This is a genomic window from Novosphingobium fluoreni (genome assembly GCF_014196615.1).
Lineage (GTDB): Bacteria > Pseudomonadota > Alphaproteobacteria > Sphingomonadales > Sphingomonadaceae > Novosphingobium > Novosphingobium fluoreni.
This window is the reverse complement of the sequence record NZ_JACIDY010000002.1, coordinates 190,158-212,594: the sequence shown is the minus strand read 5'-3', so window position 1 is coordinate 212,594 and position 22,437 is coordinate 190,158. Positions and strand designations below refer to the sequence as shown.

The window sequence follows — 22,437 nt, the reverse complement described above, 5'->3', positions numbered from 1 at the left end:
CCTGCGCCATTCGCGTGGGCGAGGTATCTGGACTTCGCTCAACACGAACGGCGATGGTTTCCCGACAGGAAGCGCGCATGGCGCGCGTGATGCACGCCACGCGTAGTTCGTCATTCTTCGGGAAAGCGGGACGAAGAGCCTGGCCTTGCCCCGAATGACTAAGACGCTGGATTAGATTAGAAAGCGATCATGGACCGTCTCGATCCCTTCCTCGCCCGCACCCTGGCACGGCGCCGCCTGCTCACCGGCGGGGCGCTGACGCTGGCCGGCGGCGCGGCCCTCGCCCAGAGCGGCGGCATGGCGCAGCTGCTGTTCTCAAGCGGACGGGAGCAACGCCCGCTCACCAGCGGGTTTCCCGGCAAGGGTGAGATGATCCTGCAGCGCAATCGGCCGCCGTTGCTGGAAACGCCGCTCAGCGTGTTCGACCAGGGCGTATTCACGCCGAACGACCGCTTCTTCGTGCGCTGGCACTGGGCCGACATTCCGCTGGATGTGGACGCGGATGCCTTCCGCCTGACCATCACGGGCGGCAAGCAGCCGGTTTCGCTATTCCTGGCCGATATCCTCAAGATGCCACGCATCTCCTATGCAGCGGTCAACCAGTGTTCGGGCAATAGCCGTGGCCTGTTTGATCCGCGCGTGCCCGGTGCGCAGTGGGCGCATGGCGCGATGGGCAACGCGATGTGGGAAGGCGTGGCGCTCAAGACGCTGCTGGAAAAGGCCGGTGTGTCCACCGCCAGCCATGTGCGCTTCGGCGGGCTGGACAAGCCGCTGACGCAGGTCGACCCGTTCGAGAAATCACTGGCGCTCGATCATGCGATGAACGGCGAAGTCATGGTGGCCTTTGCCATGAACGGGGAGCAATTGCCGCTGCTGAACGGCTTCCCCCTGCGGTTGATCGTGCCGGGCTGGTACTCGACGTATTGGGTCAAGTCGCTCAACCAGATTGAGCTCTTCTCCGGCAAGGACGCCAATTACTGGATGGCCAAGGCCTATCAGATCCCCACCGCTGCGGGGGCGAACGTAACGCCCGGAACCACCGATTTCGCCAAGACGCCAATCAGCACGATGAACGTGCGCTCCTGGATCACCAGCGCGGAACCCGGCGCGCGCATCCCCTATGCCGATCGCTTGCCCCTGCGCGGCATCGCCATGGGCGGAGACACCGGCGTGAAGCGTGTCGAAGTGTCAGCCGATGGCGGCCAGACGTGGCAGGATGCCAAGTTGGACAAGGATCAAGGCCGTTACGGTTTCCGCCGCTTCGAAGCGTCGTTGCCGGTCGCGCGCGGTCAGGTCGTGTTGATGAGCCGGGCCACCAACGCCGATGGCGCGGTGCAGCCGATGAAGGCCAACTGGAATCCCGGCGGCTACATGCGCAATTGCGTTGAGCCCTGCCCGGTGGAGATCGCCTGATGCGCGCCGCCACTCTTTCGATTGCGCTGATGCTGCTGCTGGCAAGCGGCTGCCAGGGAGAGCGCGATACGACCGCCGAAGACATGGCCAGCGCGCCCCAACCGGATAGCTTCGCCCCGCTGGCCTCGATCCAGAAGGCCAGCATCACCTTGCCTGAGGACGCCGAAACCTTTGGCGAGGGGGAACACGCCGCTCTCCTCAACCGCACCTGTCTCGCCTGCCACTCGACCAGCATGATCCGCTACCAGCCGCCGCTTGATCGCAAGACGTGGACGGCGGAAGTCACGAAAATGCGCGAAGCCTATGGCGCACCGTTCGCCAAGGAGGAAACCGGCGCGATCGTAGAGGCATTGATGGCGACCCAGCCTTCCAAGAAGGACTGAGGCTTTCGGCGGGGCCGTTTACCGGACGTAGCTTGCGCCGTTGGCGTCCATCACCGCGCCGGTCATCGATGGCGGGGCATCCAGGGCCAGGAAGGCGGCGATCGTGCCGATCTCTTCCGCCGTCGCCACGCGGCCCAGCGGAATGTCTGCCAGCAGCTTGTCGCCGCCCCGGCTTTCCAGATAATCGTCGGCCATGCCGGTCATGGTGAACCCGGGACAGACCGCGAAGGCCAGGATACCCTCTGCTGCGTAGCCCCGCGCGATCGTCTTGGTGACGGCGACCATCCCAGCCTTCGAAGCGGCGTAGTGCCAGTGCGCCGGACTGTCGCCGCGATAGGCTGCGCGACTGGCGATATTCACGATCCGCCCGCCGTGCCCGTGTTCCCGCCAATGCAGGATCGCGCGCCGCGATAGCACCGACGATGCCTCAAGATTGATCGTCATTGTCCGCTGCCAACCGGCCAGCCATTCCTCGTCCGAACTGTCGATCGGCGCGGCTTCGAAAACCCCGGCGTTGTTGATCAGGACATCGATCCGGCCCTGGAGGCGATCCATCGCCGTCGCCCACAACCGATCGGCAGCGCCGGGCCGCGACAGATCAACGTCCGCGCTGCTCGCCTCGAACACCAGCGCATCACGCCCGTGAAGCGTGGCGGCGATCGCGGCTCCAATGCCCCGGCTTGCCCCGGTCAGAAGGATATGGGTGGTCATAACAGGCGAACGGTGCCGACGTGCACCGGCACCGCCTTTTCCAATTCAGCCTAAGCTAATTCAGCGAAGCGGACCGCGCTGATTGAAACTGCGCTTTTCCTTGTACTTCTTCAGGGCATAGCTACCTGCCGCCGCCGCGATCATACCGGGAATGCCGAACCTGCGGGCCAGGGCCACGCTGGCAACGCCCAGCAAGGCCCCGCCCGATTCGCTACCGCCGCGCGTGTTGCGGCCAGCCTTTGCACCCAATACGCCGCCGATGATCTTTCCGAGCATGACAATCTCCTTTGGCGTGAAAGCGATTTGCCGGCGTGTAAGTTCCAACCGCATTCAGCACGATCACGCGTTAATGTTAACCTCTACCCCGTACCCTCTTACGCATGCGCATTTTACAGTGGTTTTAACCACGATCGTTGAAAGGACACATACCGCGCCGGGAGGATAACGGCGCTTGGGATTATGCGGAGTCGCCTGTCACCATGCCCAACGTGGCAACCCTGATCGCTGCCGCCAATCGGTGGATCGCTGACTGGCGTCGTCTTTGGAACGACACGCGCGGCAACACCTTCATGATCGCAGCCGCCGCGATGGTGCCCATGCTTGCAATGGTCGGCAGCGGGATCGACATGAGCCGGGGATACCTTGCCCGTACACGGCTGCAGGAAGCGTGCGACGCCGGCGTTCTGGCCACCCGCAAAAAGATCGGCAGCACGGTCATCACCAACAACGTCATCCCGACGGATGCGGCCGCGGCGGGCAACCGTTTCTTCAACCTCAATTTCCAGGACGGCGCGTATGGTACCACCAATCGCACCTTCACGATGACGCTGCTGTCCAACTACACCATCAACGGCACGGCCACGGCCACGGTGCCGACTTCGGTGATGAAGTTGTTCACGATCGATAATCTTCCGATCACCGTCAACTGCTCGGCCCAGTTCAACTATTCGAACTCGGACATCATGATGGTGCTGGATACCACCGGATCGATGAACGATACCAACCCGGGAGACACAAGCAGCAAGATTTCCGTGCTGCGCCAAGTGGTGAAGGACTTCTATACCTCGGTGGAAGCCACCAAGGGCCAAGGCACCCGCATCCGCTATGGCTTCGTGCCCTATTCCACCAACGTCAACGTGGGCTTCCTGTTGAAGTCAGGCTGGATGGTGGATCAGAATAACTACGAGACGCGTAGTGCCGTCGGCTCAGGATTCAACGCCAGGTGGCGCTATGCCAGCCGATCGATCCCCGTCAGCGGTCTGAAGTCGAGCAACCCTGATACACTCTATCCCGGCGGCACCATTACCGAGAGGATCGCAGGCACGCCATCTTCGCCACTCAACACGACACTGACGTACAACGGGTGCATCGAAGAACGCGCAACTTATGTGATCGACGATTACAACAATGTGGATCTGACTCGCGCACACGATCTTGATATCGACGCTGTGCCTGTTTCCAATAATCCGGATACGCAGTGGCGTCCTTTATTCCCTGAACTGGCGTATCTTCGGGGCATCACGAACTGGGGCAATTATCTTTATGGAAGCTGGTCGCCGGGGTCGGTCGATTACAGTGACGACTATACCAACGCGTCCGCGCTCGGCTTCGCCGCCTGTCCCGCGAAGGCCCGCAAGTTGGCCGAGATGACTGCGACGGACGTGAACACCTACGTCAACAGCCTGGTCGCCGCCGGCAGCACCTATCATGACATCGGCATGATCTGGGGCGGCCGCCTGATTTCGCCGACCGGCCTGTTCGCGGCGGAAAATGCCGAGATCAACGGACGGCCCACCACGCGCCACCTGATCTTCCTGACCGACGGCGAGACTTCGCCTCTGGAATATTCCTACGACAGCTACGGGGTGGAGCCCCTTTCGCAAAAGCGCTGGAATTACAGCTCAAAATACACCCTGACCCAGACGGTAGAGAACCGCTTCACCGTGGCGTGCAACCAGGTGAAGAACAAGAATGTCACCGTCTGGACGATCGGCTTCGGCACGGCAGTGACGGACCTGATGAAGAACTGCGCGGGCCCGGGCCACTGGTTCCAAGCGTCCAATTCCAAGCAGTTGGCTGATGCGTTCGCGGCGATCGCGGCATCCATCGGCGACTTGCGGATCATTAAATGATCCGGCGCCTCACCCGCCTTTTACCGGACAGTCGCGGTGCCACGGTGGTGGAGTTCGCACTGGTCGCGCCGATCCTGGCGATTGCCGTCCTAGGCCTGCTGGAACTGGGCTACAACATGTACACGGCGGCGGTGCTGGAAGGCACGGTGCAAGCCGCCGCCCGTTCCTCCACGCTGGAAGGTGCATCCTCCAACGCGTCTACGATCGACGCCGCCGTTACCTCTGCGGTCAAGGATGTCGTTCCCAATGCAACGGTGACGTTCCAACGCACCGCCTATCCCACGTTCTCCGACGTCGGCAAACCGGAAGACTATACGGACACCAACGGCAACAACCGCTGCGACAACGGCGAGCCTTACGAAGACGCCAATAACAACGGCACCTGGGATAGCGATCAAGGCAGCAACGGCACCGGCGGGGCGCGCGATGTCGTGGTCTATCAGGTCAACGTCAGCTATCCGCGCGTCCTGTCCGTGGCGGGGTTGTTCGGCGAGTCGGGCAATTACCAGATGACCACGAAGACGGTGCTGGCGAACCAGCCGTGGGACAACGTGAAGAAGTCTCCCGCGATCCGGAATTGCAAATGATCCGTCCTTCCCGCGCCCTGCTTGCCCGCATTCGTCTCGCCCGCGCGGGCTTAGGCCGACGCTTGCAACGCGACCGCTCGGGCATGGCGCTGACCGAGTTCGCCTTGATCATGCCGTTCTTCCTGGGCGTGGGACTATGGGGCGTGGAACTGGCGAACTATAGCTACACGCGCGAGCGCATCGGCCAGTTGGCGACGCGCATCGCCGACAATGGCTCAAGGCTGGGTGACTATTCCCAGCTGCAAAATCGCAAGGTCTATGAGAGCGACGTCAACGACATGCTGATCGGCGCCGGCATCCAGTCCGGCACGCAGCTGGACTTGTTCAACAATGGCCGCGTGATCATCAGCAGCCTGGAAGTGAACTCCAGCGGACAGCAGTATATCCACTGGCAGCGCTGCCTTGGCACCAAGCGCGTAAACTCAAGTTATGGCGTTCAAGGGGACATCCGCACGGTCGGTATGGGTCCGACCGGAAGTGAGGTCTACGCCTTTGAGAAAGAGGCCGTGATCTTTGTGGAAGTGAAGTACGACTACAAGCCGTTGATCAGTGCCACCTTCGTAGGTACGCCAACGATCAGTTCGATCGCCACTTACACGGTGCGGGCCAGCCGGGATCTGAGCCAGCTATTCCAGACCACACCAGCTTCACCATCTATGGTCTGCACCAAGTACACCGCCACCGTCAGCTAAGGTGCTCAGGCACCGTCCGGATGAGGCGGCTTTTTCACCACTTGCCCTGCCCATTCGACTTCCCCCGCGTCCGGCGCGGGTTGCTTGGCTTGGCCTTGGCCGGGCTGCGCGCCTTGGGCTGGTGCCGTGGAATCTTCGTTCGGCGCAGCGCCTTGCACTCCGGCGATATCGTCATTCACCTGCCGCGGCAGATCCTTCGCGGGACTTTCCTGCGCTTTCTGATCAAGATCCGGCACTACGGGCATCCTCTCCATCAAGGCGTCCGGAGCGGCTCACGCGCCGCTCCGGAAAAACGCGTGCGATCAATTAGGCTGGAAACCGGCGGGAGGCACGGTCGCGCTGGGCTGAACGGTAGCCTGATCGCTCAGCGGCCCACCGGCGACTTGGATACGACGCGGCTCGCGATAACCGCCAGCCTCGTTCTTTTGGAAATAACGATACCCGGCGTAGCCGAGCGCGCCCAATGCTGCGAGTTTGATGAGCATGGCTCACTCCTTGATGTTGCGTATGCACAACGCACCGCACGCGCAGGAGGTTGGATCAGCTTGGCGCGCCTACTGGCCGCCCTGGCCTCTTTCCACCGTATCCTGGCTTTTCTGCCCCGCGTCCGGCATCTTCCAGCCCAGCCCCAGCGCCTTTTGCACCGCAATGTAGTCGATCGTCAGCTGCGCCCGCGCCTGGGATACCGCGCTGGTGGTGGACAATTCTTGGCGCTCGATATCGAGCTGGTCGATCAACGTACTGGTTCCGGCCTCAAACCGCTGACGGTTCAGCGTCGCCGCGATGCCGGCGCTGCGTTGCGAACGGATCAGGCCTGCCAGCTGCTGTCGCGTGGCACCGAACCGGGCCAGACTGTCCTCTGCATCCTGCAAGGCGGCCAGCACCGTCTGGCGATACTGCCCTTGCGCGGTATCCCGCTGCCCCTCCGCTTCGCGCACCGCGCCCTTGATCCGGCCGAAGTCCAGGATCGGCCACATCAGCTGCGGGATCAGCAAGGCCGCCAGCTTGTCAGGATCGAAGACATCACCGGGCCGGGTGCCGCCCAGCCCCAGGATGCCGGTGAAGCTGATGCCGGGAAACATGCGGGCCTTCTGCACGCCGATGTTTTCGGTGCTGGCGGCCAGTGCCCGTTCGGCGGAGCGAATATCGGGCCGCTGCGCGATCAGCGCTGCCGGATCACCGACCGGCACTTGCGCGGGCGGCGCGGGCACCGGCCCACTATCGCCCAAAACTGCGTCCAGCTCACCCGGAACACGCCCGGTAAGCACCGCCAGCGCATCCTTGTACATCGCCACTTGTGCAGACAGCGGGATGTTCTGCGCGTCGGTCGATTCCTTCTGGGTCTGCAACCGCTCCACCATCAGCCGAGACGCGGTGCCAGCGGCGTAGCGCTGCCGGGTCAGGTCCAGCGATCGGCGCTGCTTCTCGCTGGACAAGGCGTTCAGCCGAGTCCGCTCCTGCGCATCGCGCAAATTGACATAGGTTTGTGCCACTTGCGCGCTCAGCGCCACTTGCGCATCGGCAAGGTCCGCATAGCGTTGCTCCACCGTCGCCCGCGCGGCGGATACGCGGCGCCGGCCCGCACCGAAAATATCCGGCTCCCATGAAGCCGTGGCTCCGATGTTGTAGAAATTGACGGCAGAAGCATCATCACCGCCGCTGTCCTCACCGCTGCCGCCGTCCGAGTTGCCGATGCCGGTACCGGGCAGCCGCGCGTGCGCATAGATCGCGGTGGCCGAGATGTTGGGCAACAGGTTCGCGCGACCTTGATCCAGCTTGGCGCGCGCCTCCCGGATCCGGCCTTGGGCGATCTCCACTTGCGGGCTTTGCGTCAAAGCCTCGTCCACCAGACGGGTCAGCGTGGGATCACCCAACCCCTCCCACCAGCGCGCGACGCCAGGAGCCGCCACCAGCGCCGCATCGCCCGCCCTGGCAAAGTGGCCGCGCTGGGTAGCCGCACTGCCGACGGGCGGCGGGCCATCGTAGCTAGGCCCCACCGTGCAGGCGGAGAGCAGCGCGGTGGTGGCGGCGAGAGAGACCAGGCGGCGCATCAGTGCATCGCCGCCGCTTTGGCGTTGCGCGGCAACGGTCGCAGAAAGATCAGCAGCGGAGCGACCATCAACGTCACCAGGCTCATCGCAAAAAATATGTCATTGTACGTCATAACCAGGGCCTGTTGCTGTATCTGTTGGCCGATCAATCGCATGCCCCCTTCCGCGCTACCGACACTCTGGCCGACGCCCGTCACGTAATCCTGAACCGCCATGGAGTTTGCGCTCAGCGTCTCCTCAAGGCGACGCGCATGCAGCCAGACGCGGTCCTGCTGCAGGATGGATATTCCCGCCAAGGCAAAGCTGCCGCCCAGGTTGCGCATGGAATTGAACAGTCCCGAAGCGTCTCCCGCATCCGCCGGGGGCACGGACTGGACCACCGCCTGGCTGAGGAACAGCATCGTCATGATCGAACCGACGCCGCGCATCAGCTGCGAATCAACAAAATCAGCGCCCACTGAATCGGCCGTGAGGTTCGTTTCCAGATAAGCGCTCGTCGCCATCACCAGCATGCCGAACCCCACTGCCAAGCGGATGTCGATCTTGCGGATCAGAATCGGCACGAACGGCATCAGCAGCATCGCAGGAATGCCAGACAGCAGCACCACCTTGCCCGATTGCAGCGCGTTGTAGTTCGCGATCGCCGCCAGGAACTGAGGGATGGCATAGGACGTGCCGTACAGCACCACGCCCAGCGCCATGCCCATGATGGCGACGGAGCTGAACTGCCGGTCCAGCAGCAGGCTCAGCTTGATCACCGGTCGCTTGGCGGTCGCCTGCCCATAGAACAGCAGCACGAAGCCGAAGATCGTCATAGCCGCCATCGCCTGGATCGTGGAGGAGGCGAACCACTCCTCGCGCGGGCCTTCCTCCAGGAAGACGGTGAGGCCACCCATGCCGAATGCCAGCCCGGCAATGCCGAACCAGTCCGCCTCCCGGATGAGATCGAGATTGGCGCGCTGAGAGGGCAATCCGGTCAGCAGCAGCACGATCAGCACTGCCGAGAGCGGCACGTTGAGGAAGAAGGCATAGTGCCAGCTGAGGTTTTCAGTCAGCCAGCCGCCTACCAGCGGTCCCAGCAGCGGGCCCATGATGGCGACCACGCCGAACATGGCGGTGCCGATGGATTGCTGATGGCGCGGCAGGCGCTGGGCGATGATAGTCTGCGCCGTCGGGATCATCGCCCCGCCAGTGATGCCCTGCCCCACGCGTCCGATGATCATCATGATCAGCGAGGTGGAAAGTCCGCAGATGATCGAGAAGCCGGTGAACAGCGTCACCGAGATCAGCAGGAAGCGGCGCAAGCCCAGCAGACGCTCCAGCCAGGCAGACAGCGGAATGATGATAATCTCCGCCACCAGGTACGAGGTGGCGACCCACGCGCCCTCGGTGCCGGTCGCGCCGATTTCGCCTTGGATCGTGGGCAGCGCGGAATTGACGATCGAGATGTCCAGCGTGGCCATCAAGGCGCCCAGCGTTCCCGCCGCCACGGCCAGCCACGCGCCCAGATCGGCGTCCGGTTCCGCGCCCGCTCCTCCGCGTGCTCCTATGCGCGAGGGCGCCTTCGCCGGTAGAGCGGCGGCCGCCATCTCAGCCGCCCTGCTTCTCTAGCCGTTCCTGCTGCTGCTCGATCCGCTCCAGATCGCCCTTGGCCCCGCGCGTATCCACGGTGACGGTGACCGACAGGCCGGGCACCAACAGCCGGCGCGCCGAGGGCGTGGCTTCGATGGCGATGCGCACCGGCACGCGCTGCACGATCTTGGTGAAGTTGCCCGTCGCGTTCTGCGGCGGCAGGATAGAGAATTGCGCGCCGGTGCCGGGCGATATGCTGACCACGCGACCGTCGATTTCGGTGCCGGATAGCGCGTCCACCTCGATCTTTGCGGGCTGGCCGGGCCGCATCAGCGCCAGCTGCGTCTCCTTGAAGTTGGCGGTGACATACAGTTTGTCCAGCGGCACCAGCGACATCAGCCGCGTTCCGGCCTGCACGTACTGCCCGGGGTTGACCGTCTTGTTGCCCACACGGCCGGCTGACGGAGCCTTGATCAGCGTGGCTCCCAGGTTGACCCCGGCGGCCGCCAGCTGGGCCTTGCCGCCGCGCACTTGCGCCTGCGCCTGCCGTACCTGACTGTCGATACCGGCGATGCGGCGGCGCTGCAGTTCGACTGTGGCGACCTGTTCACGCACTTGCTGCGCCGATTGCTCCGCGGCCAGCCGCAGTTGCGCCAGTTGCTGTCGGGTTTCGGCGCCACTGGCGGCGAGCGGCGTGTAACGCGCCACTTCCCGCGCATCATTGGCCGCCTTGGCCCGGGCCGACGCCAGTTGCGCCTCTGCCTGGGCGATGGCAGCCTGCTGTTCCGAGATAGAGGCGCGGGCACTATCCGCACTGGCTTCGGCCTGGGCGATCTGGGCGCGCACTTGCTCGGCCTGGGCCTGATAATCCCGCGCATCGATCCGGACGAGCGCCTGGCCTTCCTTCACGTCCTGATTTTCAGCCACCAGAACTTGCGAAACATAGCCGTTCACCCGCGGCGCGATCGCCACGGCATCGGCCATGATCGTGGCGTCGTTCGTTTCCTGGAAATACTGTCCGTAAGTCTTATACCTCAGGAACCACACCGCACCGCCGATCAGTAGGACGGCCACCACCACCAGCAAGATCAATTTGGTCCGTGGGCTGAGAGACCGACGCCTCGCCGTCGCTTCGTCGACGTCCGTGGATGTGTCTGGGATGGCCTGCTCAGGCGAATTTGTATCGTCAGCCATGGAGTGGCGCAGAGCGATCGGCGGCCCGAGCGCCAAGGCCCCGGCATCCTGAAACAACACTCATTACATTCCCCACGCAGATCGTCCCACAAAGGCTTGCAAAATGCGTAACTACCTTAGGATGTTCCCTTGATCTACCGCAAGTTTGCTTGATGCGCCTGCAACCAACGATTATGCTATGCCCTAAAACAAGACAACCTTGTGAAGAGGGATGTTATGGAGAGAGTGGATCACCGGATTAACGCATGCCCGTTCGGCTTACTGGTAAAAGCCAGCGCGACGGCTCTTGTAATTTTTCTCGTCGCGCTGGCGCTGCTGGGCTAACCCGTTAACGGCCAACCCGTCATCCGGGATAGGGTGACTGCTTTAGCAATCCAGCCAAATGTGCGGCATTGCCCGCAACCATTTTTGCCGTTTTCAGGACCTTCTCGGGCGTCTCGTCCAGATCCTTGAAGTCCACAGAGCCCATTGCTTCTCCTACCCAATAGGAAGCGGCCACGGCGGGTATCGTCCAGCCCGTATCGTTCAGTGATTGAAACAACTGCGCAGACGAGAAATGCGCGCCATCTTCGTTGCCGACAATCGCAGCCACCGCCACTTTGCCGTAGCTGGGCATGCGGCCTTGATCGTCGGTCTCCGAAAGGAACGCGTCCATGCGTTCCAGCACGCGCTTGGCGACGCTGCCGATCTGGCCCATCCAGATCGGGCCACCAAAGATCAGAATGTCATGCTCAAGGATCTTGGCGCGCAGGGCTGGCCACGCGTCCCCCTCGCCCTCGTCCGACGAGACCCCCGGCTTGATATCGAGCGAGGCGACACGCACGGTTTCGGTCAACTCCACGCCCTTGTCCGCAAAGGCTTTCGCCAAAACCTCGATCATCTCGTCGGTCGAGGAGGTTTCCGACGTGCCGGACTTGAGCGTGCAATTGATGGCGATGGCTTTGAGCGACATGAACGGCAATCCTCTTCTACCTGACACCGCAACGCGCGAGGTCATGCCTTGAGAACGCAAAAGGTTGTCAAACAGGTCCTGCCCGCAGGGGAATTGGCGAAGCCCGCTGACCCCGTCAGCTGTTCCCCACGACCCAGCACGCCAGCGCCATCAGCAGCCCGGCAAAGCGATTGGCGCGAAAACGATCCAGGGCATTGCTGCCGTCCGCCGCGTCCAGCGTGAAAACCTGCCAGCCCAGATGCAGCGCCATCGGCAGCAACGCGAGCAGCGCCAGCCAGTCCGGCCGCAACAGCCAGAACGCCATGGCCCAGCACGCCAGCGCTACCCCGTAGAACATCGTCACGCCGCCACGCACATGCGCGCCCATTCGCAAGGCGGATGAGCGCACGCCCACCAGCGCGTCATCCTCCCGATCCTGCAGCGCGTAGATCGTATCGTAGCCGATCACCCAAGCGATCGACCCGGCGTACAGCAGCGCCAAGGTCGCCAGCTCATCGCCTCGCACCTCCACCCAGCCGACCAGCGCCGCCCAGGAGAATACCAGGCCCAGCCATGCCTGCGGCCACCAGGTGATTCGCTTCATGAAGGGGTAAGCGGCTACCGGCAGCAAGCTGCCCAGCGCCACAAGCTGGGCCTGCCAACGCAATTGCAGTAGCACGACAAGGCCGATCAGGCACAACACCAAAAGCCATATCCACGCGGCCCGCTTGCCCACGCGCCCGCTCGCCACCGGACGTGATGCCGTGCGGGTGACCTTGCGGTCGATATCGGCGTCGATGATGTCGTTATAGACGCAGCCCGCGCCGCGCATCGCGATCGATCCCAGCAGCAGCCACAGGATCAGTCCCCAGCGCGCCTGGCCGCCCGCCAGCAGCACACCCCAGGCGCCCGGCCAGAACAGCAGCCACCACCCGATCGGACGATCGAACCGCGCCAGTAGCGCCAGGTCACGCAGCCTGGGCGGCAATGCGGAGACGATGCCGCGATGCTCGGTATCGGGAACGATCTGGACCATGCGGCCCGGATAGCGAGATGCAGGGCACGATGCCAGTGGCCTGCCGGTCAAACGCGCGCTTGCGCCTGCTGCCCCGCCCCCTCGCACCCATCGGATGATCCTCGACAGACGGGGATGATCGGGCCATGGACCGCGCTGAAATCAACCCAGAGACGCCCATGCCCGCCACTCCCGCCTGGCCGCCCAAGAGCGCTCCACGCCTCTTTATCGATCACCCGCTCGCGCTGGAAGCCACGGTAACGCTGGACGGGTCGCAAGCGCATTACCTGTCCCGCGTCATGCGTGCAGGTCCGGGCGAGGTGGTGATCCTGTGCGACAACCGAACCGGCGAATGGGCCGCCGAAGTGCTGGAGATAGGCAAGCGCGGCGTCTCGCTGACTATCCGCCAGCACCTGCGCCCGCTGGAGGCCGTGCCTGACTTCTGGCTTTGCCCCGCGCTGCTGAAGAAGCCGAGCTTCGATCTCGTGCTGGAAAAGGCCACCGAGCTGGGCGTGCGGCGTATCCAGCCGGTGATCACCCGTCGCTGCGTGGCGGACAAGCTCAACCCGGATCGCGCCCTGACGATCGTCACCGAAGCGGCAGAGCAATGTGCCCGCACCGCCCTGCCAGACCTGGCCGTACCCTTGAAGCTCGACGCTCTGCTGCGCGATTGGCCGGCCGAGCGGACGCTGTTCTTCGCGGACGAAAACGGTGGCGAACCCGCGGCGTCCGCGTTTCAAGGCAGCACCGGGCCCGCCGCGCTGCTGGTCGGGCCAGAAGGCGGGTTCGACGATACGGAGCGCGCCGCGATCCGCGACCTGCCCCAGGCGCGTCCGATCGGATTGGGCCCCCGTATCCTGCGTGGCGAGACAGCGGCAATAGCCGGTTGCGCCTTGTGGATGGCGGTTGCGGGCGACTGGCAAAATTCGCTGGCGCGGCACGCATCGGTGCCCTAACGGCTCCGCCATGAGCACCCGCCGATGAGCACGCGAGAATCTTCGGATCGCGAAGATCCGGTGATCGAATCCATCCGCCAACTGGCAGAGCCGATGGCCGCCGGCGAAAAGCCGCGCGAAAATTGGCGGATCGGCACGGAACACGAAAAGCAGGTCTATCGCCTCGCCGATCACCGTGCCCCCTCCTATTACGAACCGGGCGGCATCCGCGACTTGCTGGACGAGCTGCGCCAGTTCGGCTGGACGTCTATCGAAGAAATCGGCCCCGACGGCACGACCAACGTCATCGCCCTCAAGGGCGCGGACGGCAATGTCAGCCTGGAGCCGGCAGGCCAGCTGGAACTGTCCGGCGCGCCGCTGGAAACCCTGCACCAGACCTGCAACGAAACCGGCCGCCACTTGGAACAAGTGAAGGCCGTGGGCGACAAGCTGGGCCTGGGCTTCCTGGGCCTGGGCATGTGGCCCGACAAGACTCGCGCCGAACTGCCGATCATGCCCAAGGGCCGGTACGAAATCATGCTGCGGCACATGCCGCGCGTGGGATCGCTGGGGCTGGACATGATGCTGCGCACTTGCACCATCCAGGTCAACCTGGACTATGCGAGCGAGGCGGACATGGTGCAGAAATTCCGCACCTCGCTGGCGCTGCAACCCTTGGCGACGGCGCTGTTCGCCAATTCGCCTTTCACCGAAGGCCAGCCCAACGGCATGCTTTCTTACCGCAGCCACATCTGGTCGGACACCGATCCGCACCGCACCGGGATGCTGCCCTTCGTATTCGAGGATGGCTTCGGGTACGAACGCTATGTCGATTACATGCTCGACGTGCCGATGTACTTCGTGTTCCGCGATGGGCGGTACATCGACGCCTCGGGCCTCTCCTTCCGTGATTTCATGGCTGGCAAGCTCTCGGTCCTGCCGGGTGAACTGCCCCGCATGAGCGACTGGACCGATCACCTCTCTACCGCCTTCCCCGAAGTGCGATTGAAGTCGTTCCTGGAAATGCGCGGTGCCGATGGCGGTCCGTGGAGCCGGATCTGTGCCTTGCCCGCCTTCTGGGTCGGCCTGCTGTATGATCAGGGCGCGTTGGATGCAGCGTGGAACCTGGTCAAGGACTGGGACATGGACGGCCGCGAACGCCTGCGCACCGAAGTGCCGCGCCTCGGCCTAGATGCGCCGCTTCCGAGTGGTGGCACGCTCAAGGACATTGCCAGCCAGGTGGTCGATATCGCCCGCTCCGGCCTGGCCTCCAGGGCCAAGCGCGACGCGATGGGCCAGGACGAGACGGGCTTCCTCACTCCCCTGGCCGAGATCGCGCAGAGCGGCAAAGTTCCGGCGCAACGCCTGCTGGACAAGTTCCACGGCGAATGGGGCGGTGACATCTCGCAAGTCTACGAAGAGCGGTTCTGACGTCGGTGTCGTCCCGGGTATGAGCCGGGCCGACGATCACTCCGCCGGTTGCAGCGCCATCCCACGCCCGCGCCACCGCGTGGTCCACGCGGTCAGGGGCCGGGTGATCGCGCCATTCTGCGACATCCAGGCATGGTAGGCACGGTACTTGACGTCTTCTCCCAGCAGATGCGCTTCCTCGGTCTTGGCCCGCCAGAAGTAGATTGCGCTGATCACGCTGAGCATCGCGGTATTGCGCGCCACGTCGACCAGCGATCCGTTGGTGACCAGGAACGGCAAAGTCGAAAACCACCAGAATAGGTTCTTCGATAGGTAGGCCGGGTGCCGCGTAAACCGATACGGCCCGTTGGTGATCACGCCGCGATAGGTGAGGTTGGAAAACCGCAGGCCGAAGGCGAACGTGGCCCAGGCATAGACGCCTGTCAGGAAGACCAGCAGCGCCGCCCAGCCCCACAGCAAGGGCGCGCTTCCGGCCAGCCATTGCGACCAGTCCGCCGTCGCCGCCTGATAGCCCAGCACGTCCGGGCGGCCCATGATCCCCCACACCAGCGGCGGATAGCACACCAGCGCCGCCAGCCAGCCGGCCAGCAACGGATTGCCGCTACGGATATGGGCGTCGAGTGGACGGAAGGTGAGCAGATAGCCCACGGTGCCGATCTGCACGTCGATCAAGAACAGCGTCTCGATCAGGATCTGCGCCAGCCGCACCGGATCGGCCACGATTGCGGCGAAGTCTGCGTTCACCACTTGCGCGAAGCCGGGCGGCAGGATCGAGATCATGAAGGCGCTGAAAAAGCCCTTGATCGCCCAGGCGCGCCAATGGGCCACGATCTTGGGCGAAGTCCAGCCCGCCTGCCCCGTCAGGAAGGCGCCGAAATGCCAGGCGGCATCGCGCGGCTCCACCAGTTTGCGGTCCAGCCACAAGACATAAGGCGCCGAAAGGATGAGCATCGGCACGGCAAAGGTGGCGATCACGTGCATCGCGAACAGGAACTGCCCGTCCCAGTACCACCGGCCCAGGCAATAGAACGCGGCGATCCCCGCCCAGGTCGCCCAGTAGCCGGCCAGCTTTGTGATGGAATCGCCCAGCGTCTGGCGCAAGGGCCGCCGCAAAGACCAATCGATGCCGGTGCTGGGCCGGCGGTGCACCTTGTCCACTGCCAGCGACCATACGATCATCGGCAGCGCGGCGAACAGCAACGCGGCAACGGCGGCATAAGGCCCGGATAGCGGCGCACGAGGGCCGGGAATGGCGAGGGCATCGGCCACGCTGGCCCAGTTGCGGCAAATCGCGATCCAGCCGAACAGGCCAAACACGCCGACAATGCCGACGGCGGCCGATACGTCACTTTCAGGATGGGCTGCCGGGCGGGTCATGCCGCCTGCGATAGGCCGGAAAAGGTTAAGGGGCGGGAAAAGACCGGCAGGCCCGCCCCTTCAACACGTCGGGTGTATCGACATTCCAACGATGGCGTGCCGAAAGTGCCGCTATGCCTCAGCGGTAAGCGCTGATGCGTCCGCTATCGTCCAGCAGGTAAAGCGTCTGGTTTGCGACGACCGGCGCCAGCGAGATCGCGTTCTTCAGCTCCGCATAAGGCGTCAGGGTGCCTTCGGACGGGTCGGCATAGGCCAGTTGCCCTTCGGTATTGGCCACCCACAGGCGATTACCCGCCAGCACCGGCCCCACCCAGAACACCGAGCCTTTACGCTTCTTTTCGTTGCGATAGCGCGTCAGCTGGTTCATCCAGCGCACCTTGCCGGAAGCCCGCGCGATGGCAAGCAACTGGGCATGGTCGGTCAGCGTGAAGACCCAGTCTCCCGAGATCGCCGGCGTGGAGATACCCGCAAGGTTCAGTTCCCAGATGCGCTGGCCGGTGACCAGTTCATACGCCGCCATGCGGCCGCCCTGGCCCAGGGCATAGACGCGGCCGCGATCGATGATTGGATCGGCGTCCACGTCGGTCAGGCTGCCCACTTCGGTGGAGATCGAGGTGCGTGCCAGCGCGTCGGACCAAAGCTGGCGGCCGTTCTCATAGCGATAGGCGACCAGTTCGCCAGACGAGTAACCGGCAACGACCGTGCCCTGAGCCGCAGCGGGCGCTGCCACGCCGAACACGCCCGATTGCGCGACGGAGGCGGACTCGTTCCACTGCTGCTTGCCGTCCGCGGTGTTGAGCGCGACGATCTGGTTATCCTGCGTCATCACGTAGACGGAGTTGAACCCGACCGTGGGCGAACCGCGCAGCGGGCCCGCAGGCTTCACGCGCCACTTCTCCGCGCCATCCGCGGCACCCAGCGCCGCGACTTCGCCGACGCCCGTGGTGATGTAGACGTTTCCGCTATCGTAGCTGACGCCGCCGCCGAACACGGCCTTGCTGTCACCGCCGACGTCGTAGCTCTTGCTCCATACCTTGGCACCGGTATCGGCGTTGAAGGCGGTGACGATGCCGCTGGTGTCCATCACGTAGAGGCGGCCATCGCCGATCACGGGCGAAGCGGCGAGGCGGCGCTTGTTGCTGGAACCGGCGATCTGCGCCGTCCAGATGCGAGCGGGCGACGCGCCCAGCGCCAGGTGCCCGGCAGCCTTGCTGGACGGACCACCGGCCTGCGCCCACTCCGTGTTCGCTTCCGCCGGCGGCAGGATGACGGACACGCCGGATAGCTGCGGATCGACCTTCGCACCCGATTCGATGCGCGAAAGGATAGGAATCCGCTCACCCACGGTGGGTGTCTTGGGTCCGCCCTTGCCCTTGAAGATGCCGCAACCGGAAAGCCCCATGGCCAGCGCGAGCAGGACCACGGGAGCGAGTTTACGTGTGTGCATGTGATTGACCTTGCCAGCCAAATTCATTCTCCCGCGCTGCCCTGTGCGGGCGCGCCATCCTCATCCGAAACGGGAACGACATCGTCCAGCGCGTCGTATCCCAGTTGCCCGGCCAGCTGGCGCACGCGTGTGCGCAGACCGTCGGGCTGAGTCTTGTCTTTCGCAATCTTGACGAAAAGAAGGCCGGCCTCCTTCGGCTTGCCCTGCTTAAGGTAGGCCATGCCCACCATCTCGCCCGCCACGCCGAACCAGGCGTTGCCCGGCTGCGCCAGGGCGGAAAGGCGATCGACCACGGTCTGCGGCGGCAGCTTGTCAAACGCGGCGCCAACTTCGCGCACGGTGGCGAGATCACGCACCGGCTGGCCCACGTTCGTGTCGCTGGCGACTTGCGAGTAGAGCTTGGCGGCCTCTTCGGTGCGGCCCTTGTCGAGCGCGATGCCCGCCTGCGCCAGGCGGGCCAGCGCGGCATGGCCGGCATCGGTCTGGGTCAGGGCTGCCAGCTTCTGCTGCGCCTTGGCGGCGTTGCCCGCGTCCAGATCGTCCAGCGCCAGCACCAGTTGCTCAGACGCACCCTCGGCCTCGGCCTTCTGGCGATGATGCCAGAACAGGTAGGCGGCAAAAGCCAGCAGACCGATCACGATCGCCGCGATCACCAGCTTGCCGTAGCGGCGCAGGAAGGTTTCGAACTGATCCTGACGCAGCGCATCGTCCACTTCGCGCATGAACACGCCGCTCTGCTCAGACTGGCGGCGGGCGGCGGCGGCATTGGTCACCGGGGTCTGCGGGGGTACGGCCAAGTGCGGGCGCTTTCTGGGATGCCTGAAACGTTAGCGGCGCTGTTTAGCGGATGAGCGCTGCAATACAACGGTGATCGTGTTGGCTGCCAGCCGGTGAAGCGGCGCTGAATGGGACGGTTGGGGCACAAGGCAGCCCCGCGACATCACTCAGGGGAACTTCGCAATGCCCATCGCCTGAGCGTAAACCCCGGAATAGGCAGCAATCATTGCCGCCTCATCATAATGCGCCGATGCATGGGCGCGGTTCGCCGCCCCGACTGTGCTCCGCAACGCCGCATCGTTAGCCAGGCGCAAGAGAACATCCGCCAGCGCCGCGTCGTCATGAGGCGCGCAGATCAGCGGGCGGTTGGCGTCCGCCACCATCTGCGCCACATCGCCCACCGCCGGGGAGGCGACCGGCAAGCCAGCGGCCATCGCCTCAACCACGGAAATGGGGAACTGCTCACTGTCAGAAGACAGTGCGAACACATCGAACAGGCCGACTGCCTTGGCCGGATCGGGCGCGAAGCCCGGCAGATGGACGCGATCGGCCACGCCCGAGGCCAAGGCCTGTGCCTTGATCGCATCACGCTCAGGCCCATCGCCCAGGATCACCAGCTGCCACTCTGCCGGCAGCCCGGCGAAAGCCCGCACGAGGCGCGGCAGGTTTTTCACCGCGCGCAGGCCCGCCAGCGTGCCGACCCACCGCTCACCCGGACGCTTGACGATGCGTGGCAAGGCGTCGGGCTTGGGCTTTTTCGCGTAGGCGGCCAGCGGAATGCCGTTGGGAATCAGGTGAACACGCCCGCGCGGTTGCTGCCATGGCCCCAACGCCACCGCCTCCAGCTTGCGCGATGGCACCACCAGCGCGGCCGCGCGGCCCAGAGCGATGCGGCGATACCAGTTGCGCGTGGCCTTCAGCTTTTCGGCCTCATCCTCGTTGAAGCCGTCCTCATGGTGGACCAGCGGCGGCAGCTTCTGGATATCGCGGAACACGGTATGGGCCATAACCGCGTCCATCGCGCCCCAATTGTATGTCAGCACCAGATCGAACGGGCGCATCGCCGCCGCGATCTTCTGCAGGCGGCCCGGCGTGGGCTTGCCGACCAAGCTGGGAAAATCGTCAGGATAGACCGCCTTGATTTCGCGATCGACGGCCTGCGCCGCCGCCAAAGCGCCCGGCACGGCGGAGACCACGTGATGTTCGATCCCGCGCCCGAAGGCATTCATCAGCCGCGCCGCGCGCAGTTCCTTGCCGCCGCGATCGAAGCTGGAATGAAGGTGCAGGATGCGCAAGGGACCGGCGATCCTCAGGCCACGCGCGCCAGCAGCCGGTCGATCGCGGCAAACGATTCCGGCTCGCACAAAGTCGGCGCATGGCCGACATCCGCGATCGTGATCGCCTCCGCGCCGGGCAGGCGCTGCACCATTCCCGCCAGCGTGGCGGTGCCCAGCAGGTCGGACAAGGCGCCCCGCAGGATCAGCACCGGCTTACCGGCCAGAGCCTCCAGAGCCGGCCACATGTCCGCCTGCGCGGCCTCCGGATCGATCTGCACGAAGGGCTCGGCGATCTTCATGTCATAGTCGAACACGATGCGGTCGTTGCTGGACAGCGTCATCACGCGCTTGGCCGCGGCGATCCAGAACGGCAGGTCGCGGTTGGGATAGGCACCGCCGTGCATCTCTTCCAGGCCACGGGCGGCGTGGACCCAGGTGGGGAAGCTGCGCCCCTGGCCTACATAGTCCTTGATCCGCTCGATCCCCGCGGGCTCCAGATAAGGGCCGACATCATTGATCACCGCCGCGACGACCCGATTGGGCTGCTGCAGCGCGATCAGCATCGTCATCAATCCGCCCATCGACGTGCCGATCGCCACGAAGCGATCAATCTGCAGTTCGTCCAGCAGGACTGTCACATCCTCCACATACTGCAACGGGTTGTAGGCGGCGGCTTCGCGCGCATACTCGCTTTCGCCGCGCCCGCGCATATCGGGGCAGATCACCCGCCACTCGGGCGACAGGCGCTCCGCCAGCTGCTCGAAATCGCGAGCGTTGCGGGTCAGGCCATGAAGGCACACGATCGGCGGACGCCCATCCGCCCCCGGATGCTCCGGCCCCGGATATTCCCGATAGTGCAATTTCAGCCCGTCCCGGCTGGACCAGAACCGGTCTTCGTAACACGTCATCGCCTCTGGCGCCCTTGATAGCTTCGCCCGGGTTGATCGGCGGGCGCCCTCTCCCCACTATCGCCTGATGCAACGCGAACCGCAAGCGAGTGACTATCGCCCCGACCCGAAGATCGAGGCGATCGCCTCCTGGATCGCCGACCCTGTAAAGGCGGCGCGGTTTCCCCAGCATATCCTGCGCTTCCGCAACGATCGCTGGGCGGCGGCGGTGGGGCTGCAGACGTTGGATGACGAGCAGTGGCTTGGCCATTTCGGACGCTTCCAGCCGCTGCCGGGCAACCTGCCGCAGCCGCTGGCGATGCGCTATCACGGCCATCAGTTCCGCAGCTACAACCCCGAGATCGGCGATGGCCGGGGGTTTCTCTATGCCCAGCTGCGCGATGGGCAGGATCACCTGCTGGATTTTGGCACCAAGGGATCGGGGCAGACGCCCTACAGCCGCTTTGGCGATGGCCGGCTGACGCTGAAAGGCGCGATGCGCGAAATCCTGGCGACCGAGATGCTGGAGGCGCTGGGCGTCAACACAAGCAAGACGTTCTCCGTCATCGAAACCGGCGAATCGCTGCAACGGGGTGACGAGCCTTCGCCCACGCGTTCGGCGGTGCTGACGCGGCTGAGCCACGGGCATATCCGTTTCGGCACCTTCCAGCGCCTGCTGGCACTGGAGGAACGCGAGCATATGGCGCTGCTGGTCGACTATTGCCTGGCGATTTACCCCGGCGGCCTGCCGCCCGAGGATGCACCGGGCCGCGATGAGCCCGCCGTGATCCTGCTGCATCAGGTGGTGGAACGCATGGCGGACATGGCCGCCTCCTACATGGTGGCAGGCTTCGTCCACGGCGTGCTGAACACAGACAACATGAACATTTCGGGCGAAAGCTTTGACTATGGCCCATGGCGCTGGCTCCCGCAGTGGGACCCATCGTTCACCGCCGCCTACTTCGATCACAGCGGCCTCTATGCCTTTGGCCGCCAACCCGAGGCGATCCTGTGGAACTGCCAGCAATTGGCCGTGGCGCTGCGATTGCTGGCCGATACCGAGCCGCTGCTGGCCGCGCTCAACCGCTTCGGCGATCTTTATACCGCGGCGATGACACGGCGCTTCACCTGGCGGCTGGGCGTCGACTCGCGCGGACAAGAGGCGGACACGGCGCTGGTGGGCGCGGCGGAGCGCCATATGCGCGAGCATGGCATCGGCCCGGACGACTTTTTCCTTCGCCATCGCGGCGGTCGCGGAGCGGCGGAAGGCGAATTCGGCGAAGTCCTGCGCGATTACTCCGGCGTAGCGATGGACGATCCATTCTGGCAGCGGGACAAGCCGCCCACCCTGGTCATCGAGGAGGTGGAGCGGATCTGGGCCGCGATCGACCAGCATGACGACTGGCAGCCGCTGATGGACACCGTCGCCGATATCCGCCGTCTCGGCGCGGCGCTGGGCGCCCAGCCAATCGTTAACACGCCCGGCGTTCATAACCCGGTAGGACTCGGCATGGCATAGCGGTCTTCCGCGAAAACCCTTGGCAATAAACGGAACATCAACCCTAATGAGCGGCCTGACCACCGAGCACCCGGCGAACGAAAGCAAGGCCCTGCCTCGCGCGCCG

At 64.4% G+C, this 22,437-nt stretch carries 22 protein-coding genes; 8 read left to right on the top strand and 14 right to left on the bottom strand.

Annotated features, from left to right (window positions below; genetic code table 11):
• Nucleotides 1–189 precede the first annotated feature (189 nt).
• Both GGR39_RS04700 and GGR39_RS04695 read left to right on the top strand, forming a co-directional pair.
• Complete coding sequence (locus GGR39_RS04700) at nt 190–1,413, top strand: molybdopterin-dependent oxidoreductase (RefSeq protein ID WP_183616107.1); 1,224 nt, start codon at nt 190–192, stop codon at nt 1,411–1,413.
• Complete coding sequence (locus GGR39_RS04695; RefSeq protein ID WP_183616106.1) at nt 1,413–1,796, top strand: hypothetical protein; 384 nt, start codon at nt 1,413–1,415, stop codon at nt 1,794–1,796. Before GGR39_RS04700 ends, GGR39_RS04695 begins: the two co-directional genes overlap by 1 nt.
• Nucleotides 1,797–1,814: 18 nt before the next feature.
• Here the strand turns inward: GGR39_RS04695 and GGR39_RS04690 are convergent, their stop codons facing one another.
• Nucleotides 1,815–2,507, bottom strand: a complete 693-nt coding sequence (locus GGR39_RS04690; protein WP_183616105.1) for an SDR family NAD(P)-dependent oxidoreductase — start codon at nt 2,505–2,507, stop codon at nt 1,815–1,817.
• Between the two features lie 60 nt (nt 2,508–2,567).
• A complete protein-coding gene (locus GGR39_RS04685) occupies nt 2,568–2,783 on the bottom strand; it encodes a hypothetical protein (RefSeq protein WP_058735192.1) in 216 nt (71 codons plus the stop codon).
• A gap of 203 nt (nt 2,784–2,986) precedes the next feature.
• Here GGR39_RS04685 and GGR39_RS04680 point away from each other — a divergent pair, with 203 nt between their 5' ends.
• From GGR39_RS04680 to GGR39_RS04670, 3 genes are read left to right on the top strand one after another with little or no spacing between them, the layout of a single operon-like run.
• The gene (locus GGR39_RS04680) at nt 2,987–4,639 is read left to right on the top strand and encodes a pilus assembly protein (protein ID WP_183616104.1); all 1,653 of its coding nucleotides are present in this window, start codon (nt 2,987–2,989) and stop codon (nt 4,637–4,639) included.
• Nucleotides 4,636–5,226, top strand: coding sequence for a TadE/TadG family type IV pilus assembly protein (locus GGR39_RS04675; RefSeq protein ID WP_183616103.1), 591 nt, complete (start codon nt 4,636–4,638; stop codon nt 5,224–5,226). Before GGR39_RS04680 ends, GGR39_RS04675 begins: the two co-directional genes overlap by 4 nt.
• Complete coding sequence (locus GGR39_RS04670; protein ID WP_183616102.1) at nt 5,223–5,918, top strand: TadE/TadG family type IV pilus assembly protein; 696 nt, start codon at nt 5,223–5,225, stop codon at nt 5,916–5,918. The genes GGR39_RS04675 and GGR39_RS04670 overlap by 4 nt, the downstream gene beginning before the upstream one ends.
• Before the next feature lie 5 nt (nt 5,919–5,923).
• Here GGR39_RS04670 and GGR39_RS04665 read toward each other — a convergent pair whose 3' ends face one another.
• The 7 genes from GGR39_RS04665 to ubiA all read right to left on the bottom strand — a co-directional run bounded on the left by GGR39_RS04665 (nt 5,924) and on the right by ubiA (nt 12,702).
• A complete protein-coding gene (locus tag GGR39_RS04665; protein ID WP_183616101.1) occupies nt 5,924–6,154 on the bottom strand; it encodes a hypothetical protein in 231 nt (76 codons plus the stop codon).
• 66 nt (nt 6,155–6,220) lie between these two features.
• Nucleotides 6,221–6,403, bottom strand: coding sequence for a hypothetical protein (locus GGR39_RS04660; protein WP_183616100.1), 183 nt, complete (start codon nt 6,401–6,403; stop codon nt 6,221–6,223).
• A gap of 69 nt (nt 6,404–6,472) precedes the next feature.
• On the bottom strand, nt 6,473–7,969 hold the full coding sequence (locus GGR39_RS04655) for an efflux transporter outer membrane subunit (protein ID WP_183616099.1): 1,497 nt from the start codon (nt 7,967–7,969) through the stop codon (nt 6,473–6,475).
• Entirely contained in the window at nt 7,969–9,558 is a 1,590-nt protein-coding gene (locus GGR39_RS04650) for an MDR family MFS transporter (RefSeq protein WP_183616098.1), read from the bottom strand. Before GGR39_RS04650 ends, GGR39_RS04655 begins: the two co-directional genes overlap by 1 nt.
• Nucleotide 9,559: 1 nt before the next feature.
• Nucleotides 9,560–10,735 (bottom strand): HlyD family secretion protein, encoded by a 1,176-nt coding sequence (locus GGR39_RS04645; protein WP_183616097.1) that lies wholly within the window; start codon nt 10,733–10,735, stop codon nt 9,560–9,562.
• Nucleotides 10,736–11,078: 343 nt separating this feature from the next.
• Nucleotides 11,079–11,687 carry a flavodoxin family protein gene (locus tag GGR39_RS04640; protein ID WP_183616096.1) on the bottom strand — a complete coding sequence of 203 codons (609 nt, stop codon included), beginning with the start codon at nt 11,685–11,687 and terminating at the stop codon, nt 11,079–11,081.
• Between the two features lie 115 nt (nt 11,688–11,802).
• Complete coding sequence (gene ubiA / locus GGR39_RS04635) at nt 11,803–12,702, bottom strand: 4-hydroxybenzoate octaprenyltransferase (RefSeq protein ID WP_183616095.1); 900 nt, start codon at nt 12,700–12,702, stop codon at nt 11,803–11,805.
• A 158-nt stretch (nt 12,703–12,860) separates the two neighbouring features.
• On the opposite strand from ubiA, the gene GGR39_RS04630 reads away from it, so the two are divergent.
• Together GGR39_RS04630 and GGR39_RS04625 are read left to right on the top strand one after the other, a co-directional pair.
• The gene (locus GGR39_RS04630; protein WP_183616483.1) at nt 12,861–13,637 is read left to right on the top strand and encodes a 16S rRNA (uracil(1498)-N(3))-methyltransferase; all 777 of its coding nucleotides are present in this window, start codon (nt 12,861–12,863) and stop codon (nt 13,635–13,637) included.
• 24 nt (nt 13,638–13,661) lie between these two features.
• Nucleotides 13,662–15,047 carry a glutamate--cysteine ligase gene (locus GGR39_RS04625; RefSeq protein WP_183616094.1) on the top strand — a complete coding sequence of 462 codons (1,386 nt, stop codon included), beginning with the start codon at nt 13,662–13,664 and terminating at the stop codon, nt 15,045–15,047.
• Between the two features lie 36 nt (nt 15,048–15,083).
• Here GGR39_RS04625 and GGR39_RS17525 read toward each other — a convergent pair whose 3' ends face one another.
• The 5 genes from GGR39_RS17525 to GGR39_RS04600 form a co-directional block, all read right to left on the bottom strand.
• Nucleotides 15,084–15,581 carry a methyltransferase family protein gene (locus GGR39_RS17525; RefSeq protein WP_425490589.1) on the bottom strand — a complete coding sequence of 166 codons (498 nt, stop codon included), beginning with the start codon at nt 15,579–15,581 and terminating at the stop codon, nt 15,084–15,086.
• 961 nt (nt 15,582–16,542) lie between these two features.
• On the bottom strand, nt 16,543–17,871 hold the full coding sequence (locus tag GGR39_RS04615; RefSeq protein ID WP_246388330.1) for an outer membrane protein assembly factor BamB family protein: 1,329 nt from the start codon (nt 17,869–17,871) through the stop codon (nt 16,543–16,545).
• A 23-nt stretch (nt 17,872–17,894) separates the two neighbouring features.
• Nucleotides 17,895–18,668: a tetratricopeptide repeat protein gene (locus GGR39_RS04610; protein ID WP_183616091.1), complete on the bottom strand. Its 774-nt coding sequence runs from the start codon at nt 18,666–18,668 to the stop codon at nt 17,895–17,897.
• A 147-nt stretch (nt 18,669–18,815) separates the two neighbouring features.
• Nucleotides 18,816–19,943 (bottom strand): glycosyltransferase family 4 protein, encoded by a 1,128-nt coding sequence (locus GGR39_RS04605; protein WP_183616090.1) that lies wholly within the window; start codon nt 19,941–19,943, stop codon nt 18,816–18,818.
• Nucleotides 19,944–19,957: 14 nt separating this feature from the next.
• Nucleotides 19,958–20,833, bottom strand: a complete 876-nt coding sequence (locus GGR39_RS04600; RefSeq protein WP_183616089.1) for an alpha/beta fold hydrolase — start codon at nt 20,831–20,833, stop codon at nt 19,958–19,960.
• Nucleotides 20,834–20,900: 67 nt separating this feature from the next.
• Here GGR39_RS04600 and GGR39_RS04595 point away from each other — a divergent pair, with 67 nt between their 5' ends.
• A complete protein-coding gene (locus tag GGR39_RS04595) occupies nt 20,901–22,331 on the top strand; it encodes a protein adenylyltransferase SelO family protein (RefSeq protein WP_183616088.1) in 1,431 nt (476 codons plus the stop codon).
• Nucleotides 22,332–22,437: the final 106 nt, after the last annotated feature.

What these genes read in the sequence shown, in the direction of transcription:
- GGR39_RS04700 (WP_183616107.1), top strand. Translation starts at nt 190, where the DNA reads ATGGACCGTCTCGATCCCTTCCTCGCCCGCACCCTGGCACGGCGCCGC.
- GGR39_RS04695 (WP_183616106.1), top strand. Translation starts at nt 1,413, where the DNA reads ATGCGCGCCGCCACTCTTTCGATTGCGCTGATGCTGCTGCTGGCAAGC.
- GGR39_RS04690 (WP_183616105.1), bottom strand. Translation starts at nt 2,507, where the DNA reads ATGACCACCCATATCCTTCTGACCGGGGCAAGCCGGGGCATTGGAGCC.
- GGR39_RS04685 (WP_058735192.1), bottom strand. Translation starts at nt 2,783, where the DNA reads ATGCTCGGAAAGATCATCGGCGGCGTATTGGGTGCAAAGGCTGGCCGC.
- GGR39_RS04680 (WP_183616104.1), top strand. Translation starts at nt 2,987, where the DNA reads ATGCCCAACGTGGCAACCCTGATCGCTGCCGCCAATCGGTGGATCGCT.
- GGR39_RS04675 (WP_183616103.1), top strand. Translation starts at nt 4,636, where the DNA reads ATGATCCGGCGCCTCACCCGCCTTTTACCGGACAGTCGCGGTGCCACG.
- GGR39_RS04670 (WP_183616102.1), top strand. Translation starts at nt 5,223, where the DNA reads ATGATCCGTCCTTCCCGCGCCCTGCTTGCCCGCATTCGTCTCGCCCGC.
- GGR39_RS04660 (WP_183616100.1), bottom strand. Translation starts at nt 6,403, where the DNA reads ATGCTCATCAAACTCGCAGCATTGGGCGCGCTCGGCTACGCCGGGTAT.
- GGR39_RS04655 (WP_183616099.1), bottom strand. Translation starts at nt 7,969, where the DNA reads ATGCGCCGCCTGGTCTCTCTCGCCGCCACCACCGCGCTGCTCTCCGCC.
- GGR39_RS04650 (WP_183616098.1), bottom strand. Translation starts at nt 9,558, where the DNA reads ATGGCGGCCGCCGCTCTACCGGCGAAGGCGCCCTCGCGCATAGGAGCA.
- GGR39_RS04645 (WP_183616097.1), bottom strand. Translation starts at nt 10,735, where the DNA reads ATGGCTGACGATACAAATTCGCCTGAGCAGGCCATCCCAGACACATCC.
- GGR39_RS04640 (WP_183616096.1), bottom strand. Translation starts at nt 11,687, where the DNA reads ATGTCGCTCAAAGCCATCGCCATCAATTGCACGCTCAAGTCCGGCACG.
- ubiA (WP_183616095.1), bottom strand. Translation starts at nt 12,702, where the DNA reads ATGGTCCAGATCGTTCCCGATACCGAGCATCGCGGCATCGTCTCCGCA.
- GGR39_RS04630 (WP_183616483.1), top strand. Translation starts at nt 12,861, where the DNA reads ATGCCCGCCACTCCCGCCTGGCCGCCCAAGAGCGCTCCACGCCTCTTT.
- GGR39_RS04625 (WP_183616094.1), top strand. Translation starts at nt 13,662, where the DNA reads ATGAGCACGCGAGAATCTTCGGATCGCGAAGATCCGGTGATCGAATCC.
- GGR39_RS17525 (WP_425490589.1), bottom strand. Translation starts at nt 15,581, where the DNA reads ATGGGCCGCCCGGACGTGCTGGGCTATCAGGCGGCGACGGCGGACTGG.
- GGR39_RS04615 (WP_246388330.1), bottom strand. Translation starts at nt 17,871, where the DNA reads ATGCACACACGTAAACTCGCTCCCGTGGTCCTGCTCGCGCTGGCCATG.
- GGR39_RS04600 (WP_183616089.1), bottom strand. Translation starts at nt 20,833, where the DNA reads ATGACGTGTTACGAAGACCGGTTCTGGTCCAGCCGGGACGGGCTGAAA.
- GGR39_RS04595 (WP_183616088.1), top strand. Translation starts at nt 20,901, where the DNA reads ATGCAACGCGAACCGCAAGCGAGTGACTATCGCCCCGACCCGAAGATC.